Annotated in this window: 22 protein-coding genes; 9 read left to right on the top strand and 13 right to left on the bottom strand. The window is 42.9% G+C overall.

What is annotated here, in order from left to right; all coding sequences use genetic code 11:
- Window positions 1-117: 117 nt before the first annotated feature.
- Complete coding sequence (map, locus tag BDD43_RS23815) at window positions 118-882, top strand: type I methionyl aminopeptidase (protein WP_121200412.1); 765 nt, start codon at window positions 118-120, stop codon at window positions 880-882.
- 262 nt (window positions 883-1,144) lie between these two features.
- Here map and BDD43_RS23810 read toward each other — a convergent pair whose 3' ends face one another.
- Complete coding sequence (locus BDD43_RS23810; protein WP_121200410.1) at window positions 1,145-1,381, bottom strand: SDR family NAD(P)-dependent oxidoreductase; 237 nt, start codon at window positions 1,379-1,381, stop codon at window positions 1,145-1,147.
- A gap of 127 nt (window positions 1,382-1,508) precedes the next feature.
- Here BDD43_RS23810 and BDD43_RS23805 point away from each other — a divergent pair, with 127 nt between their 5' ends.
- Window positions 1,509-2,414: a helix-turn-helix domain-containing protein gene (locus tag BDD43_RS23805; protein ID WP_121200408.1), complete on the top strand. Its 906-nt coding sequence runs from the start codon at window positions 1,509-1,511 to the stop codon at window positions 2,412-2,414.
- Window positions 2,415-2,491: 77 nt separating this feature from the next.
- Window positions 2,492-3,328, top strand: a complete 837-nt coding sequence (locus BDD43_RS23800; protein WP_121200406.1) for an SDR family NAD(P)-dependent oxidoreductase — start codon at window positions 2,492-2,494, stop codon at window positions 3,326-3,328.
- 289 nt (window positions 3,329-3,617) lie between these two features.
- On the opposite strand, the gene BDD43_RS23790 is transcribed toward BDD43_RS23800, so the two are convergent.
- The 9 genes from BDD43_RS23790 to BDD43_RS23755 form a co-directional block, all read right to left on the bottom strand.
- Window positions 3,618-3,917, bottom strand: a complete 300-nt coding sequence (locus BDD43_RS23790; protein WP_121200402.1) for a hypothetical protein — start codon at window positions 3,915-3,917, stop codon at window positions 3,618-3,620.
- 24 nt (window positions 3,918-3,941) lie between these two features.
- Window positions 3,942-4,505, bottom strand: a complete 564-nt coding sequence (locus BDD43_RS23785; protein WP_121200400.1) for a cysteine hydrolase family protein — start codon at window positions 4,503-4,505, stop codon at window positions 3,942-3,944.
- Between the two features lie 26 nt (window positions 4,506-4,531).
- Window positions 4,532-5,806 (bottom strand): MFS transporter, encoded by a 1,275-nt coding sequence (locus BDD43_RS23780; protein ID WP_121200398.1) that lies wholly within the window; start codon window positions 5,804-5,806, stop codon window positions 4,532-4,534.
- Window positions 5,807-5,871: 65 nt separating this feature from the next.
- Window positions 5,872-6,489: a TetR/AcrR family transcriptional regulator gene (locus BDD43_RS23775; protein ID WP_121200396.1), complete on the bottom strand. Its 618-nt coding sequence runs from the start codon at window positions 6,487-6,489 to the stop codon at window positions 5,872-5,874.
- Between the two features lie 164 nt (window positions 6,490-6,653).
- Window positions 6,654-7,538: a PHP domain-containing protein gene (locus BDD43_RS23770; protein WP_121200394.1), complete on the bottom strand. Its 885-nt coding sequence runs from the start codon at window positions 7,536-7,538 to the stop codon at window positions 6,654-6,656.
- Window positions 7,535-8,212, bottom strand: a complete 678-nt coding sequence (locus tag BDD43_RS30680) for a hypothetical protein (protein WP_246001770.1) — start codon at window positions 8,210-8,212, stop codon at window positions 7,535-7,537. Before BDD43_RS30680 ends, BDD43_RS23770 begins: the two co-directional genes overlap by 4 nt.
- On the bottom strand, window positions 8,188-9,036 hold the full coding sequence (locus BDD43_RS30675) for a Y-family DNA polymerase (RefSeq protein ID WP_246001769.1): 849 nt from the start codon (window positions 9,034-9,036) through the stop codon (window positions 8,188-8,190). The genes BDD43_RS30680 and BDD43_RS30675 overlap by 25 nt, the downstream gene beginning before the upstream one ends.
- Window positions 9,029-9,754, bottom strand: coding sequence for an ImuA family protein (locus tag BDD43_RS23760; protein WP_121200392.1), 726 nt, complete (start codon window positions 9,752-9,754; stop codon window positions 9,029-9,031). The genes BDD43_RS30675 and BDD43_RS23760 overlap by 8 nt, the downstream gene beginning before the upstream one ends.
- 9 nt (window positions 9,755-9,763) lie before the next feature.
- A complete protein-coding gene (locus BDD43_RS23755) occupies window positions 9,764-10,060 on the bottom strand; it encodes a hypothetical protein (RefSeq protein ID WP_121200390.1) in 297 nt (98 codons plus the stop codon).
- A 227-nt stretch (window positions 10,061-10,287) separates the two neighbouring features.
- On the opposite strand from BDD43_RS23755, the gene BDD43_RS23750 reads away from it, so the two are divergent.
- Together BDD43_RS23750 and BDD43_RS23745 are read left to right on the top strand one after the other, a co-directional pair.
- A complete protein-coding gene (locus tag BDD43_RS23750) occupies window positions 10,288-10,518 on the top strand; it encodes a hypothetical protein (RefSeq protein ID WP_162847159.1) in 231 nt (76 codons plus the stop codon).
- Between the two features lie 29 nt (window positions 10,519-10,547).
- Window positions 10,548-10,775 carry a hypothetical protein gene (locus BDD43_RS23745; RefSeq protein ID WP_147425726.1) on the top strand — a complete coding sequence of 76 codons (228 nt, stop codon included), beginning with the start codon at window positions 10,548-10,550 and terminating at the stop codon, window positions 10,773-10,775.
- Window positions 10,776-11,122: 347 nt separating this feature from the next.
- Here BDD43_RS23745 and BDD43_RS23740 read toward each other — a convergent pair whose 3' ends face one another.
- On the bottom strand, window positions 11,123-11,344 hold the full coding sequence (locus BDD43_RS23740; RefSeq protein ID WP_262707435.1) for an RNA polymerase sigma factor: 222 nt from the start codon (window positions 11,342-11,344) through the stop codon (window positions 11,123-11,125).
- A 186-nt stretch (window positions 11,345-11,530) separates the two neighbouring features.
- On the opposite strand from BDD43_RS23740, the gene BDD43_RS23735 reads away from it, so the two are divergent.
- Window positions 11,531-12,658 carry an ISAs1 family transposase gene (locus tag BDD43_RS23735; RefSeq protein ID WP_121196770.1) on the top strand — a complete coding sequence of 376 codons (1,128 nt, stop codon included), beginning with the start codon at window positions 11,531-11,533 and terminating at the stop codon, window positions 12,656-12,658.
- Here BDD43_RS23735 and BDD43_RS23730 read toward each other — a convergent pair.
- Window positions 12,635-12,994: an RNA polymerase sigma factor gene (locus BDD43_RS23730; protein WP_121200382.1), complete on the bottom strand. Its 360-nt coding sequence runs from the start codon at window positions 12,992-12,994 to the stop codon at window positions 12,635-12,637. The genes BDD43_RS23735 and BDD43_RS23730 overlap by 24 nt on opposite strands.
- Window positions 12,995-13,469: 475 nt before the next feature.
- Here BDD43_RS23730 and BDD43_RS23725 point away from each other — a divergent pair, with 475 nt between their 5' ends.
- From BDD43_RS23725 to BDD43_RS23715, 3 genes are read left to right on the top strand one after another with little or no spacing between them, the layout of a single operon-like run.
- Window positions 13,470-13,862, top strand: a complete 393-nt coding sequence (locus BDD43_RS23725) for a hypothetical protein (protein WP_121200380.1) — start codon at window positions 13,470-13,472, stop codon at window positions 13,860-13,862.
- A gap of 37 nt (window positions 13,863-13,899) precedes the next feature.
- The gene (locus tag BDD43_RS23720; protein WP_121200378.1) at window positions 13,900-14,430 is read left to right on the top strand and encodes a hypothetical protein; all 531 of its coding nucleotides are present in this window, start codon (window positions 13,900-13,902) and stop codon (window positions 14,428-14,430) included.
- A gap of 10 nt (window positions 14,431-14,440) precedes the next feature.
- Window positions 14,441-14,719 carry a helix-turn-helix domain-containing protein gene (locus BDD43_RS23715; protein WP_121200376.1) on the top strand — a complete coding sequence of 93 codons (279 nt, stop codon included), beginning with the start codon at window positions 14,441-14,443 and terminating at the stop codon, window positions 14,717-14,719.
- A 243-nt stretch (window positions 14,720-14,962) separates the two neighbouring features.
- On the opposite strand, the gene BDD43_RS23710 is transcribed toward BDD43_RS23715, so the two are convergent.
- Window positions 14,963-16,084, bottom strand: coding sequence for an ISAs1 family transposase (locus BDD43_RS23710; RefSeq protein ID WP_121195558.1), 1,122 nt, complete (start codon window positions 16,082-16,084; stop codon window positions 14,963-14,965).
- Window positions 16,085-16,179: the final 95 nt, after the last annotated feature.

The following is a 16,179-nucleotide window of genomic DNA, read 5'->3' as shown; positions in this document are numbered from 1 at the left end:
AGCCTTATAACTTGAATTCGATTAGTCAGAAATCAACAATTGGTTGGCGAATTTTTATTTCATTTATTAATCGAACTTAGGTTATTTGTTAATTTTGTGGCAGGTAAAATTTAAATAATGTCCATATCCACCGAAAGCGAAAAAACTGGAATGCAGCAAGCCTGTGCGGCTGTAGCTATTACACTTAAAAAAATGCGGGAGTATGCCAAACCAGGTGTTTCTACCAAAGAGCTTGACGAGTATGGCGGCAAATTGCTTGCGCAGTTGGGGGCAATTTCGGCACCAGTGTTAACCTATAATTTTCCGGGATATACGTGTATAAGCGTTAATAACGAGATAGCGCACGGTATACCATCGGCAGATAAGATACTTAAAGAAGGCGATTTGATCAATATTGATGTATCGGCCGAGTTAAATGGCTATTGGGCAGATAATGGTGGCTCGTTTGTTTTAGGAGAGGATATTCATGGTCATGGTAAATTAGTAGAAGCATCGAAAGAGATATTAAAAAAAGCAATTAGTAATATTAAAGGTGGCGTAAGAATATCAGAAATTGGCAAATTGATTGAAACTGAAGCCAAAAAGGCGGGATATACGGTAATTAAAAATCTCACCGGACACGGTGTTGGCCGAAGCTTGCACGAAGAACCACATGAAATTGCCAACTATTTCGATAGATTTAACTTTGAGCGGTTTAAAAAGAATTCGGTTGTAGCAATAGAAACATTTATTTCAACACGGTCTACAATTGCCAATCCAGAAATAGACGGCTGGACGCTGACCGGTAATAAGGGCGGCTTTGTTGCGCAGCACGAGCATACTATTATGGTAACCGGCGGCCAACCGGTGATATTTACAGCACAAAACGGTATATGGGATTAACGCTTTAAATTACGCAGATCAAAAAGAACGCTGGTTCAGTGCTTTACCGGCTCATATGATTTCGCGGAAGCGAACCACATCAGGCTGGAATTCTGTGTGGAGAACGAACAATTGCAGCTTTCCCATAATGCACTAAAAGAAGCTTCCCAGTTCGCTGAAAAAGAGCCGGTGTTTTTTGACGACACGAAATCAGCCGACGGATTTGAATTTATCCCATGTGACGATGGCTTGCTGATCAGCTGTACCCACCAACGATCGAAATTCAAAGGACTAAAAGTTGCGGCCCATTATCGATTCCCTCTTTAATTGTATTTTCAATGGAGCTTAGATCAAGCACATCAAGCTTTGTCACCAATACATGTTCCGAAGTAGTCAACGCTGTTTTACTTTCAGGTTTTCGCATGGTAGCAATAACGTTCCAGCCTTTAGATAAAAATAATTGTGCGGTTGCTGCACCTATACCGCTGCTTGCACGGGTAATTAAAATTGTATTGTACATTTTTTGAGTTTTTATGATGATGTAAAGGTCCGGCCATAATGGTAATGGCAGATAACACTAATTCAGGATAGTAGTATACTTTTTGCTGATTGTAAAAAAAGTTTCATTTTTGCAAACGGGAGGCGATATGATCAAAACAACGGAATCACTGGAAGAATTTTACAAACATAAATTTAACGACCTTTCTGATCATCTGAAAAAAGATATTGGCCAGTTTAACGTGTTTCGTATTGAAGACCGTATCCGATCAGGTACTACCTCACCAACTTACATCCGGCGGGATTTTTTCAAGATCATGCTCTTCCATGGAAACAATGTTTTTCATTATGGCGACAAAAGTATTTGTGTATCCGGAAACACGTTATTGTTTTTTAATCCGCAGGTTCCATATACTTATGATTTGCTTACCGAAGACACCAAAGGCTACTTCTGTGTATTTAAAGATGAATTTTTTAAGGAGAACCTTCGCTTGAATTTGAGTGAACTCCCATTGTTTGCTGCCGGTGTGCAGCCTGTTTTTCATTTAACCGATGACGAAAATCAAGAGGTACAGAATATCTTTGAAAAGATCATCAAAGAATTTAACACTGATTTTATCTATAAATATGAGCTGGTTAAGAATTATGTTAGCGAACTGATCTACCTTGCCATGAAGCTGCAGCCATCCGAACAGGTATTTCAACATTCGGACGCAGGTACGCGTATCACCTCGGTATTTGCCGAACTGTTGGAAAGGCAATTTCCCATAGAGTCTACCTCCCAGCGGTTTGAGTTCCGTTCACCTAAAGTTTTTGCCGACCGGCTTTCGGTTCATGTTAATTACTTAAACCGCGCCATCAAAAAAACGACAGGCCGTACGACTACCAATCACATTTTTGAGCGGCTTACCAGCGAAGCGAAAGCTTTACTGAAACATACCGATTGGAACATCTCCGAGATCAGCTATGTGCTGGGTTTTGAAGACCAGGCACATTTCAACAACTTTTTTAAAAAGCAAACCAAGCTTAATCCATCTTCGTTTCGGAAGGTTTGAATTTGACAAAAATCGGTTTGATATCAACAAACCGGTATTTTGATTGCACGCTAACTTTGTATCAAAATTAAAATATCATGAGGGATACAAAAGTTTGGTATATAACCGGGGCATCCAAAGGAATGGGATTATCCTTGGCAAAACAATTATTGGCTAAAGGCCACAAAGTAGCCGCGACTTCGAGATCTGTTACCGCATTCGATCAGTTAGCTATATATGGCGACCAATTTCTGCCTTTGGAGGTTGATCTTAAAAATGAAAGATCAATTGCTGATTCTTTAAAAAAAACCATAGAAAGATTTGGCGAATTAGATGTGATAGTAAACAACGCAGGTTATGGACTTGGTGGCGCGCTGGAAGAACTAACCGCTGAAGAAATAAACGAGAATTTTGAAGTAAACTTTTTTGCCGTGGTGCGAGTGGTTCAGCAGGCTTTGCCATATTTCCGCAAACAGCGCTCAGGTCATATCATTAATATTTCCTCCATTGCCGGCTTTGCACCTGGTTTGGGCTGGTCGATGTATTGCGCGGCCAAATTTGCGGTAAGCGGCTTGACCGAGGCCCTAGCTAATGACCTTAAACCACTGGGCATAAACGTTACTAATGTTTTGCCGGGCTGGTTCCGGACAAATTTTGCAAAGGCAGATTCTATAGCCTATAACCAGAATCAAATAGAAGATTACGCATACCTGCGGGAATATCACGAAAAAATGAATAACATGGACGGTGCTCAGCTGGGCGACCCGGATAAGATCGCTGATGCATTTTTAGAACTGGTAGGCAGTCAAAACCCCGCTGTAAATTTATTCCTGGGCAGCGATGCGTTCAACCGTGCAAAAAGCAAGATAGACCAACTCAATATACAGATGGAAGACTGGAAAGAAGTTTCTTACTCAACTGATTTTAAGTCTTAATGATTTATAGTTAATAATAATCGCGGCTGATTTCTTGCGGATGATCCAGGGAAGTCAGCCTTTTAAAGAGATCAAGGTCAAATCAGGAGGTAACTACTTTTCTTATACTAAAAGAGCAAGTCCAATAATGGCTCAAAAAGGTATAAGCGATCAAGTAAGAAATCAAAAAAAAATCCTCCATGCATCTATGGCCAGATATTTAAAAAGAGATAATTTATAATCATAATTCTTTGGATTAAATTTTGAAGCCTCAATGCATTTTTGTGTCTACATATAATAAGATTTGCAATTAATCTGAGTCAAAAAGTGGTGAGTAAGAATTTGCATCCCAGTAACATATTGAATATAAGGAAAAATCAGGATAATACAAATCCCCCGGTACTTTCTCCGAAGGGATTTGACTGTCAAGCCACTGATCTAGCATACAGGCGCATAAATGATCATCCTGCGTCCCTTTGCTAAAACGGGCTGCATCCACGATAACATACCAGCAAAAGCGATTTTGCGCATACAGGATGTCAATGCTTAATTCCAGCGCCCCGCGCAGCTGCTCGGAAAGGACGATATAACTGTCGTATTCTAAAATCATAATTTTACATGGCTGATCAATGGGTTAGTTTATCCAAGTGTTCAGATCAAGTACCTCAGCTTGCCTGCTAAAAATTTTTTCCATCAGCAGCCGGTGCACCTCTTCATCGTTGTCTGCACAGCAATCTTCGATCACCACGATCTGATAGTCTTTATCCGCGGCTTCACGGAGTGTGGAGAGTACAACACCACTGGTGGCTATACCCGTCATTACCAAATGTCGAATGTCCTGAGCTCTTAAGATCACTTCCAGATCGCTTCCGGAGAATGCGCTTACCCGGCGCTTGACCACGATGATGTCATCCGCTTGTGGGGCCAGGTCAGGATGTGTATGGAGAAATTGCGCCGCGAATTCAGCCGTCCAATGTTCCTTATTTACAAAATTGGAAAATAGTTTATTCCCTGAACCCACTTCAGGAGCACCTGGCCTGAATCCCTGGACGACGTGAATAACCGGCATCCCGTATTCACGCGCTTTTACAATAGCCTTTTTGACATTAGCTACCAGTGCCGAATGATCAGGTAAATGGCTTAACAGCGCCAATTGCATATCCATTACCAAAAATGCTGTTTTTGTCGATTGTTCCATTTTTTTGAATTTTTAAGCTGAATGATTTATATTTTTTCTATGATCTCTTCTTCCGTTTCGTCAGCGATCAGTTTGGGATTACCTGCTACACGTACACGCAAGAGCCTAAAAAACACTGCCGCAACCAAAAGACCGATTAGCCCCTGGCAAAGCATGGTGTTGGGCGCACCGATCTTTTGCGATACGAAGCCTACCAAAAGGCTGCCCAGGGGAAGCATGCCGAACAAGGCCATGATCAGGATGCTGATCACCCGCCCGCGCATCTCCGGTGCGCATTCGGACTGAACGATAATATTACTGAGCGTTCCCTGCGCAACCGTTCCAAATCCCGCTATGGCGGCAAACAAAAGGGCGATCAGCAGGTTACCGCTTTGTGAAAAGGCGATGAGGCCGATACCCAGGATTACGGTACTAACCAGCAGGTGTCTTTTGAGATTGGCATCTTTCTTTAAGGAGGTCAGGACGATGGTTCCGCAAACCGCCCCGATGCCGATAAAGCTGGTGATATAACCGAAAGTCGCGGCATTGCCTTTAAAGATGACCTTGGCGTAAACCGGCACCAAAGTGTCATACGGCATGACCAGCAAACAGATGATGCTCAGCATCAGGATGACCAGGCCTATCGTAGGGGTCTTGATAATATAGTTGAATCCCTCTTTTAATTCCGTGATCGCTTTCTTTTTGATGTTCTTAGGAACGTAAGCCGGTAGTTTCATAAACATCAGTGAAACCATGACAGCGCCGAAACTTGCAGCGTTTAATAGAAAGCATACGCCCGCACCGAACTTTTCCAGCACAATGCCGGATAAAGCAGGCCCAAGTAATTTAGCAAGGCTGGCTGTCGCGGACGTTAAGGAAAGTGCACTGGGCAGATCTGTTTCTTCATACAACACTTCATGGATCATGGCCTGTCTCGCGGGAACGTCAAAGGCATTGATCACACCCAGGATCATACTTAATACCAGTATTTCCCAGATCACAAAATGACCGGTCATCACCAATACTGCAAGCAGGCTCGCCTGGATCATTGATAAGATCTGAGTGATCCTGATGATCTGGTAACGCTCATACCGGTCAGCCGCAATACCACCGGCAACCGAGAACAAAAAGGAGGGAAACTGTTCGGCAAATATGGTCAGCCCCAGCATGAACGTAGAATGCGTCATGGAGTACACGACCCAGACGACCGCTGTACGCTGCATCCATGTCCCGAATTGCGATACTGACCGCCCCCAAAAATACAAGGTGTAATTAAAGCTCCTGAATGCCTTAAACATGTCTGTTTTACCCAAATTGGCCATAATAAAAATTAAATTAAAAACATTCTGACAAAAAACGATAAAATGTCAGTTTTTATACAAAAAAATTAGCTTTTCATCCAGTGCATGGCCATAGCCATTAACGTATCAACCGTCGGTTTTAATTCGCTGAAATCATTATCCTGCTTCATTTCCCGCCGTATACCGCGAATACTGCTCAGCAATATAAAAATTACCCGCTCCAGGTCATTTGGCTTCATCGGCCTGACCTCACGTCTTCCAACTCCTTCAGCGAACACCGCCGCAAGCAGATCTGATTCAGCCTTCATCAGCTTTTTATGTACCGCGGTCAGGGTGGTTGCGTGCCGGGATATTTCGTCCACGTTCATGCCCGCTTCCATCGCGGCAAAAACACCGCTTTTTTCTTCGGATATTTTAACTTTGGCCAGACAGAAGATCTTTAACTTTTCTTCCGTTGAACCGCCTTTATCTACGGCCAGCCTGACTTCGTCCATGATATCACGGATCAGCATTTCCATCACCGCGTCAAATATCTCATCCCTGTTCTTATAATAATAATAAATGGCACTCCTGCTTTTTCCGATAACCTTGGATACATCATCCATCGTTACCTTTTTCAAACCGTGTTTTAAATACAGTTGCAGCGCGGCTTGGAGAATCTGTTCCGGGAGTTGATCATTAATCAGAAGCGTGGTCGATGCCATTTTATTGTTGATTGCGCACAAAGTTAAACAATACTGACAAAAAAATAAATTTTGACAGTTTGTTTTTTTTGATTCGTTTTATTGATAGGACTATCCGGAGTAGGGTAGCTTTAACTGGCTGGGGACTTCAACAGCCCATGGAGTTCGTTTCTTTGCTGCAAAAATTATTTGCAGGCAATGTTGTTATTATAAAAGCTATTCGCACCTTTCCAGGCGAGGTATTCCAATTGCTGCTGAGGTGTACGCCCGTCAGTGGTCAGTTCACTGGGATATTTGTATTTCAGCGATTTCAGGTCGAACCGGCAGGCATCGGCAATAGTTCGGGCATTTAAGATCGCTTCCGGATAATTGCGGAATAAGCGCTCCATCTCAGCTTTTTCTTTGAGATACCTTTCGGCATTTTGATGCAGTTTATAACCAGCGTTAAAAATGGTGCATTTTTCCCGAATACAAGTCACAACGTCTTGCAGTTCCCTTCTGTTAGGGTGATGATAATGAACGTCATTAGTGGCGACCAATGGGATATTTAATTCAGCTAACAGGAAAAGGCGCTTGGCATCATCGCCAGTATAATACTTGGTTGCAGCGAGATAAAGGTTGGGCAGGTTTTGCTTGTAATCTTTTACATGGTGCGTAAATACAAGTTCAAATTCAAAATCTTGGGTGATTTTGTCGGGTGGTATAATAATAAAATAAGACCCTTCGGAATGCTGGTAAACATCCCTTTTAGAAATATAACATTTTTCTTTTTCAGCACGTAAATTGCCCAATGTAAGCAAAGCGGAAAGCCGGGCATAGGATTCTTTGTCCGTTGGATAAGCCAACAAGCTTGGGCCATCGAGCAGGTCAAGGCGGACACCGGGAATCAGCCGGATATTGCGGTCTTTAGCAACTTGGTAAGCACGGACAACACCTGCAAAAGTGTTACGATCACTGATGCCAATCGCATCATACCCCAAATCGGCCGCTTGGTCGATGAGTTCTTCCGGGTGACTGCCGCCGCGCCGAAAGCTGAAATTGCTGGTCACCTGTAATTCGACGTAACTCATGCGAAAAAGCCATGTAGATACCTGTGTTGATTGTTTTCTGCATTATAGTGGCCTGAACGAAAAAGCCAATAACGACGCCCTGCTTCATCTTCGGCGATATAGTAGTCCCGGTGTTCACCCGGTTCAAGCCACCATTCACGTTCGATGCGCTCGGGGCCGTCGGCCCCCACGATAATATGCTGCTCACCTTTCCAGATAAATAACTTGGGCGGGTAATCCGGTGTTAACGCCATCGCTTCAATACGTTCCGGATTATCCAGTATTTGCATAGGCCGTGGTTTATCCGTGCGCCAATCACTTTCGGGCTTCTTTTTTAAATTGGTGTTTGGTTCCGGCGTGCGCTCAGGCCAGTAATGTTCCCCTGGAAGGTAACGATTAATATGAGCTGTGCCGATCCTGCCTGCTACCCGGTCCAGCAGTTCGGCTACTTCTTCACTATCCGCGCCGCCTCCGGCTGACCAAATTTCACTTTGCTTATCGTTGACAGGCTCTGTCTTCAGTGCATCCAACACAAATAATTCAATGCCAAGTCCCGGCGCGATGGTTTCCAGCTTAATAAAAAATAATTTGAATAAGTGTTGTGTTCGGTTACTGGGATGATTGGTGCCTATGCTAATGTTCCCGTTCTTGCCATCTACCCGGTACCATGTTAATATAGCGGATCGGACACCCAAACCTTCACTGTAAGCCTTTTGCAAAGCCTTTCGAGCAAATCATTTAATCCTATTTCTATAGCCGTTCGGGTACGGACAGGTTCCAGGCAATCGAGGCGTACGCTGTATGGCACTGGTTCTTTAAGCGGAAATAAATATTCTACCTCCTGACCAAGTGCTTGTTGCAGCCGCAGTACCATATCTTTACCAAAACGCCTGCGCAAGACGGCGTTTGGCATGTAAATAAAACTATTGATCTGATGCAGGCCCAAGTTCCGCAGCTTCAATAGCTGGTTCATAGGCAAACGTAGCGCTGATGGTGGTAAAGGCATTAGGGCATTCCGGTGTTCGCCTTCAGGTACGATAAGGCCGGAGGTAGCGCAACGGGCAACGCCCCAGGCGGTGCCGATAGTGTCGGCAATCGCCGGGCGAACGTCATAGCCAATCGCTTTTAAGCGTGAAACAATTTCTTGTAAATAAGCTTTTTCCCCGCCTTTCAAATATGTACAGCCAGTTACATCCTGAAATAAACCGTCAGGCGGATCAAGCTGTACGAGCGGCGTATAACGCAGGCACCATTCCGTGAGGCCGGTTAGTAATTTCAGGTTGCGGCCGGGTTTGCCATCGAAAACCTGGAGATCCGGCGCGATGACCCGTGCATCGGCAACGGTCATACCTTCAGTTACTCCGTACTTACGGGCTTCATCCGTCAGCGCGGTAATGAGCATACGTCCATGGTCGGGTTCGGCGAAGACATAGGCTTTCCCTTTCAGCCCGGTTTGGCGGATTGCCTTCCAGTCTGTGAGTAAATGCCGGAACCATATGGACGCAAAACGCTTAGGCATAACGACGCGCTTCTTCCGTAAGCTGTGGTATGGTGATCGTTTGAAAATCGTGTTTTTTCCATTCTACAGTCCAGTTTCCGGGCCTGCCATTCCGTACTTTAAGCAATTCTACCTGCCAGCGCGGATGGCCGACGCCGGGCATACCTGTTCTCAGCTGACTATGGACAGGCCGGATTTGCCAACGGGTAACACAGGCAGTCGTGTTGACTTTTTTGATATCCTTTCGCAAAACAAATCCAGTTACATGGCTTTTCTCAACGGCTAATTGTAATCGCTGGGATTCTGTAAAGCTGAGGTCTTTAGTTTCACATATCACTGTAGCAACACCCTCACATTTCAGCGCTTCCTCGGTAACCCAAAGCACATCTTTTTGCAGCGGCACATCTACGAAAATAACACGGTCGGGATCGACACCAAAAAGTTTTAGCGCTGGCGGGTAAATGCGGCGGGTATAACTGATCCACAGGCACGCCCCACCGTTGCCCAATAGTTTTTGAACAAGACCGGCAATAAATCCGCCACTGGCGGCGGTGTCTTCCGGACAGTTACTTATAAATTCGTGGATCGCTCCGGTTGGAAATACCCCGTCTTGAAAAGCGGCTGCTACCGGGCCAAGGCCCAGGTCATTGTCCGTGCCGGGTTGTGGCGGACGGAAGCCCTCCCAGCGGATCATATCCTGCCTGAGTTTGCTGATAATTTCTTCTTTCGTAGCAGTCATCGTCGTCGTTTAAAAGTCAAAGTGCATTTGATCAAAATTCAGCTTACGGCGGCTGTTGTAATCCCTAATGGCGGCGGCAATGGTTCTCACTTCATCCAGCGAAAAAACCTCATCTTCGCTGAAACCGATAATATCTTCAGGTTCCCGCGGCTCATCCTCGATGTTCACGTAGATCACCGAATGATGATTGAATGTCCTGATCTGATAGCGCATAAAACCAGCATTGTCAGCAAGTTGATCAAGCTGTTCGGCAGAGAAAGTTACCAGCCGCGCATTGAGTTCTATTTGTAAATTATATGGTACCATGTTTGCCAAATTTGAGGACTATAAAGTTATGCTAATATTTTTAGCATTTTCTATTACTTTTTTACAATTTTTTATTCACATTTGTTTTATTAAAATTACTGTACATGGATAAGGCATTTTTAAGCGGGCCTCAAACGATTACAATTGATCGTAAATAGGGAGGGCAACTAACCCTGCGGGTAATCCCCGAATTTGATGATGCTACCGAAGCATTAATTTATGGCGGATTGGCCTTTCAACTATTGCGAGAAGATTATGGCATGTTTCAGTTATTTTATGTTGAAGTGCCTGGCTACGAAGCGCCCAAAATGGAATCGTTAGGCAAGCTTTTATTTGACCGCGAGGGAAATTGGATTTACGATGGAGATAAATTGACAATTGATGAACAGGAAGAGGCTGCGGGATTCATTACCGGTCATCGTGGAGCAATGGATAGACTGATCAAAGACATTCTTTAAAACATATGCATACGGAATACTAAAAGCGAGTGGTCATTTATCTACAGCAGGAATTGCCGGAATATCAGGAAATGTTGACTGTGAAAGCCAATCAGATTGTGTTTACCGTACCTCCCGGTGCCGTATTTGAACAGTTTTATCAGAAGCTATTCGCTTCTATATCTGCATGTACCGCCCGCATCCGTAACAGAGAAATTGATCTGGAATTTAAGGTATGGTCACCTACGCAGCAACGCAATTTTAAGGTGCTTAAATAAAATTTTTACTGTAACCCATCCTAAAAAACCGGACTACTTAAATGAAGAAAAGTCTTAATTTTAAGAGGTTAAACCAATTACACTGACCACCTTCCCCAATTTTAATTCTTTTCACAAAAGCCTGAATTCAGCAGCTAAGGTGGTCACTTTGAAAAAGACTCGTAGGCAAGTCTGGGTACCCGACCATATTGATTTTGAAACATTTATCAAAAAGGCTTACAGCTGAACTATTTTGATACCCGTCGGCGATGAATTTTCATAAAAGAAATAGGGGTTGGCGTTAAATAAAACCAGGTCTTTAACTAATCTGTCTGTGTTTATAGCAAGCTGTGTTTCGGCAAATGGTTTTACAAGTGTTTCAATATCTGAATCGTGAAAATCATTATAGCTAAATCCTGTTTTGAAAAGTATAGCTTAACATCCTTATTAGCCTTCACAATTTGGTTACGTATGGTTGAAGTGGCTATACCTAATTCATGACTTACTTCTTCATAGCTTTTACCTTCTAATTTACACAAGGTGTAGATGAGTTTTCTTTGAGGAGCAAGGTGTTCTATAGCCCGTTGCAATAGCTCGTGATTTTCTTTATTAATTATGGTTTCTTCAGCAAAAGTATCGAAGGCAGTTGCAGGGCTGACGCATAAGAATAGTTAAAAGTTGATATGGTTATGAACAAAGTGTTGGAAACGTAGGTATAACTTTTGTGGTTTCGGGAGGATTAGAGTCGGGTTAGCGTTTTTTCTTTGTAAAAGCATATGACGACTTCACTTCACAATCATTTTAGATGGATACCTGATCCTCGTACAGGTAATAATAAGAAACACAATTTACTGGAAGTTATCATTTTGTCGGTATTGGCCGTTCTATGTGGTGCAGAAAGCTGGTACGAGATGGAAGAATTCGGGAAGGAGAAAGAAGATTTTTTAAAGCAGTTGCTGCCTCTTGAAAACGGCATACCCAGTCATGACACGATCAACCGGGTTTTTATGCTGATCGATTCGGCGCTTTTTGAACAGTGTTTTCGTGCCTGGACAGCGGAACTTAGCCGGGGTCTTGAGGAGTCGGGCCTGTCTGGCGAAAAGGAGTTGATCGCTATCGATGGAAAGAGCATCTGTAACAGCGCCTGCAAACACCAGGGGTTGGGGGCCTTGCATTTGGTAAGCGCCTGGTCGGGTCGTAACCAGTTGGTACTGGGGCAACAAAAAGTGGATGACAAGAGCAATGAGATTACGGCGATCCCAGCATTGTTATCGCTATTGAACATCAAAGGGGCGGTAGTAAGCATCGACGCAATGGGTACACAGAAAGCGATTGCTGAACAGATTGTCGAAAGCCAGGGCGATTATATCCTTGCTTTGAAACAGAACCAGGAAACACTTTATGAACAGGTAATCAATCAGTTCAACTTTAAAGAAGACAGTTACAGCCAGCACCTGGATAAGGGCCACGGGCGGGCGGAGATCAGAGACTGCAAAGTCATTCATGAACTTAACTGGGTTGACGAAAAGGAAAATTGGAAGGGAATAAAGACCATCATCAAAATAACCTCGGAAAGGATAATAGGTGACAGCCACTCCATACAAGACCGCTACTATATCTCCAGCCTCCGTGCTGATGCTGCCTATTTTAACCAAGCCATCCGCGCACATTGGGGCATTGAGAACCAATTGCACTGGCAGTTGGATGTCGGATTTGGCGAAGATTACAATACCACACGGAACAAACAGACCGCCCAAAACCTTGCCGTAGTCAGAAAGATAGCCCTAAATATCCTAAAAGCCGACAAAACCAGTAAGGCCAGCCTGAAAGCAAAAAGAAAAATGGCCGGGTGGAACCATAAATTTCTTCTTTCATTACAATTAATCGCTAAAACAAATTCCTAATGCGTCGGCCCTGAAGGCAGTTGACGATAGAACAAGGCTTTCAATTAATCGCTTATCTTTAGCCATTTTACGAAAATGCCCGTAAACCAAATTTTCAGCAATTTTATATAGATAAGATTTGAATGAGGTATCCAGTTTAATATTATGCCGGTTCTCCCAAATTTTAAGAAAAAGATCTTGTAATAATTCCTGTGCAATCTCTTCATCTTTTACCAGTCGTAAAAGGTTTCTATATAGTTGATGACTATAAAAATCGTAGATGCTGGTAAAAGCAAACTCGCTTCCTTTTTGAAGCTGCTGAATTAAAAGGTTTAATTTTTCATTATCCGCCACCATAATTTCATCTGTTTAAATGAATGGTGAGCCAATAGAAACGATGGTCGGGTATTGTATTTAACAATAGGGCCGGTTACCCGCAAAGTCTATTGTAGCATGGCTCTGACAAAGCCAACCAGTTATTTCGAACTGGTCTCCAACAAAGACACAAGCGAGCACCGGCCCTATCACATGTATAGGGTTGAGGTGCCACACTTACGCTCGCTGGAATAAACTGTCAGATTTAGCTGCGAGGCTCGTAAGCAAGTCCTACTTTAAATAAACGGTAAGTCCTGCAAAAATATAAATTTCTTACTCCGATTCTTGATGTAGTGCCATTATCTGTAGTAATCGCTATCGTAAATTAGAGTTTTTAATTATTCTTTAAACAAATATAACTTTTTGATCGGAAACTATCAAAAAATGATAGTTAATACTACTTATATATCATAGTTAAAAAGAGGCTTCTTGACATTGCCAATTACAAGCTTTGTATATGAGTGTAGAGATAGGTAAAATCATTCATGGATTTGTGCAAGAAAAAGGCTTAAAAGCAAAATTTGTTGCTGAATTTGTTAATGTTAGTGAATCCACGCTTTTTGGTATCTACAAAAGAAAATCAGTTGATATTGATAAGCTAATATTGTTTTCTAAACTATTTGATAGAAACTTGTTCTTATATTATTTGAATGAAGAGCCACTGAAAGGAATGTTTAGTAAAGATTTTGTAATACTTCAAAATCGTATTCTTGAACTTGAAAATGAGATTGGTACGTACAAAGAAAAAGTCAATTACTTGACAGAGATAGCCGAGGCTCAAAAGAAGGTGATTCAACTACATGAGGGGAACGCATCCCATAAAAAAAGCAAAAGGGCGAAAACTAAATGACAATATCCTTATACTGGATTTGTAAATTAACTTATAAGTGAATATCTTTACATTAGAAGCTTGGGACGATGAGGGTAGGAAATGTACGTTCTACACCGTGCGATGGGAGGACGCAAGCGAAAATGAAACAGATAAGTTCTTTAATAAATATAATGCGATCCCGGAGTTGAAAACGGCGACTCAGCAAATGTTGAGTTTTGTGCTGGATAGTATTGGCGATGACCACGGTGCAATCGATGCCTTGTTTAACCGCCCTGAAAATATGGTCACAGGTTTGCCCAATACGGGAAAAGTAACGGTAAAACAAGTACTGTTCGCCTATCCTAATTTCCCGCTTCGCTTGTACGCATTGCGGGTTAATAACAGGAGCGATATGGTGATCTTGTTTAATGGTGGCCTTAAATCTGCGCAAACGAACCAGGAAAGCAAAGATATTCACCTTAAATGGGTAGAGGCCTGTCAGTTTGCAAAACGTATTGAAGATGCGTTAAAGGATGGTGAAATTGTGATTGATGGAAGTAACAGAAGAATTGTCTCCGCTAATGGAGACGATGAGATTTATTTATAAGGATTAGACGATGAGAAGTAAGGTGGCACAGCATATACAGGATGAAACCCCCCAGGAGGTGCGCATTTTTGTACGACAATATACCGATATTGTAGTGCGTATTAGCGAGATCATGCACGAGAAGGGTTACACGCAAAAGGATCTGGCCGTAAAAATGAATAAGAAACCTTCGGAAATCAATAAATGGCTGAAAGGAAATCATAACCTTACGCTTAAAACACTTGCTAAACTGGAAGCAGAATTAGGTGAGCCGCTCATATATACTACCCGTGAACATACACACGCTTAATTACGCTCAATAAGTTTTTATAAGGCACAGACATTGTTTAGCTCAGCAGTGCTTTTTTGGATGCCTTTTATTAAAGTGTAACGCAGATTGGACGATATAATCACAATAAACCCCATTTTAACAATCAAAAGGCGATAATTTAAAAGTTGCAACACGTATAAAGGATGCGTATATCTACTATCCTTAATACTTAAGCGCATGGACAACTATCACTTTTTTGATAACCTGGTCAGGGCCGACGCATTAGGAATTTGTTTTAGCGATTAATGAAAGAAGAAATTTATGGTTCCACCCGGCCATTTTTCTTTTTGCTTTCAGGCTGGCCTTACTGGTTTTGTCGGCTTTTAGGATATTTAGGGCTATCTTTCTGACTACGGCAAGGTTTTGGGCGGTCTGTTTGTTCCGTGTGGTATTGTAATCTTCGCCAAATCCGACATCCAACTGCCAGTGCAATTGGTTCTCAATGCCCCAATGTGCGCGGATGGCTTGGTTAAAATAGGCAGCATCAGCACGGAGGCTGGAGATATAGTAGCGGTCTTGTATGGAGTGGCTGTCACCTATTATCCTTTCCGAGGTTATTTTGATGATGGTCTTTATTCCCTTCCAATTTTCCTTTTCGTCAACCCAGTTAAGTTCATGAATGACTTTGCAGTCTCTGATCTCCGCCCGCCCGTGGCCCTTATCCAGGTGCTGGCTGTAACTGTCTTCTTTAAAGTTGAACTGATTGATTACCTGTTCATAAAGTGTTTCCTGGTTCTGTTTCAAAGCAAGGATATAATCGCCCTGGCTTTCGACAATCTGTTCAGCAATCGCTTTCTGTGTACCCATTGCGTCGATGCTTACTACCGCCCCTTTGATGTTCAATAGCGATAACAATGCTGGGATCGCCGTAATCTCATTGCTCTTGTCATCCACTTTTTGTTGCCCCAGTACCAACTGGTTACGACCCGACCAGGCGCTTACCAAATGCAAGGCCCCCAACCCCTGGTGTTTGCAGGCGCTGTTACAGATGCTCTTTCCATCGATAGCGATCAACTCCTTTTCGCCAGACAGGCCCGACTCCTCAAGACCCCGGCTAAGTTCCGCTGTCCAGGCACGAAAACACTGTTCAAAAAGCGCCGAATCGATCAGCATAAAAACCCGGTTGATCGTGTCATGACTGGGTATGCCGTTTTCAAGAGGCAGCAACTGCTTTAAAAAATCTTCTTTCTCCTTCCCGAATTCTTCCATCTCGTACCAGCTTTCTGCACCACATAGAACGGCCAATACCGACAAAATGATAACTTCCAGTAAATTGTGTTTCTTATTATTACCTGTACGAGGATCAGGTATCCATCTAAAATGATTGTGAAGTGAAGTCGTCATATGCTTTTACAAAGAAAAAACGCTAACCCGACTCTAATCCTCCCGAAACCACAAAAGTTATACCTACGTTTCCAACACTTTGTTCATAACCATAT

Origin of the sequence: Mucilaginibacter gracilis, from assembly GCF_003633615.1 — a bacterium.
In the GTDB taxonomy this organism is placed as follows: domain Bacteria; phylum Bacteroidota; class Bacteroidia; order Sphingobacteriales; family Sphingobacteriaceae; genus Mucilaginibacter; species Mucilaginibacter gracilis.
Note: the sequence above shows the minus strand (reverse complement) of the source record. Positions and strands in the feature narration are given on the sequence as shown.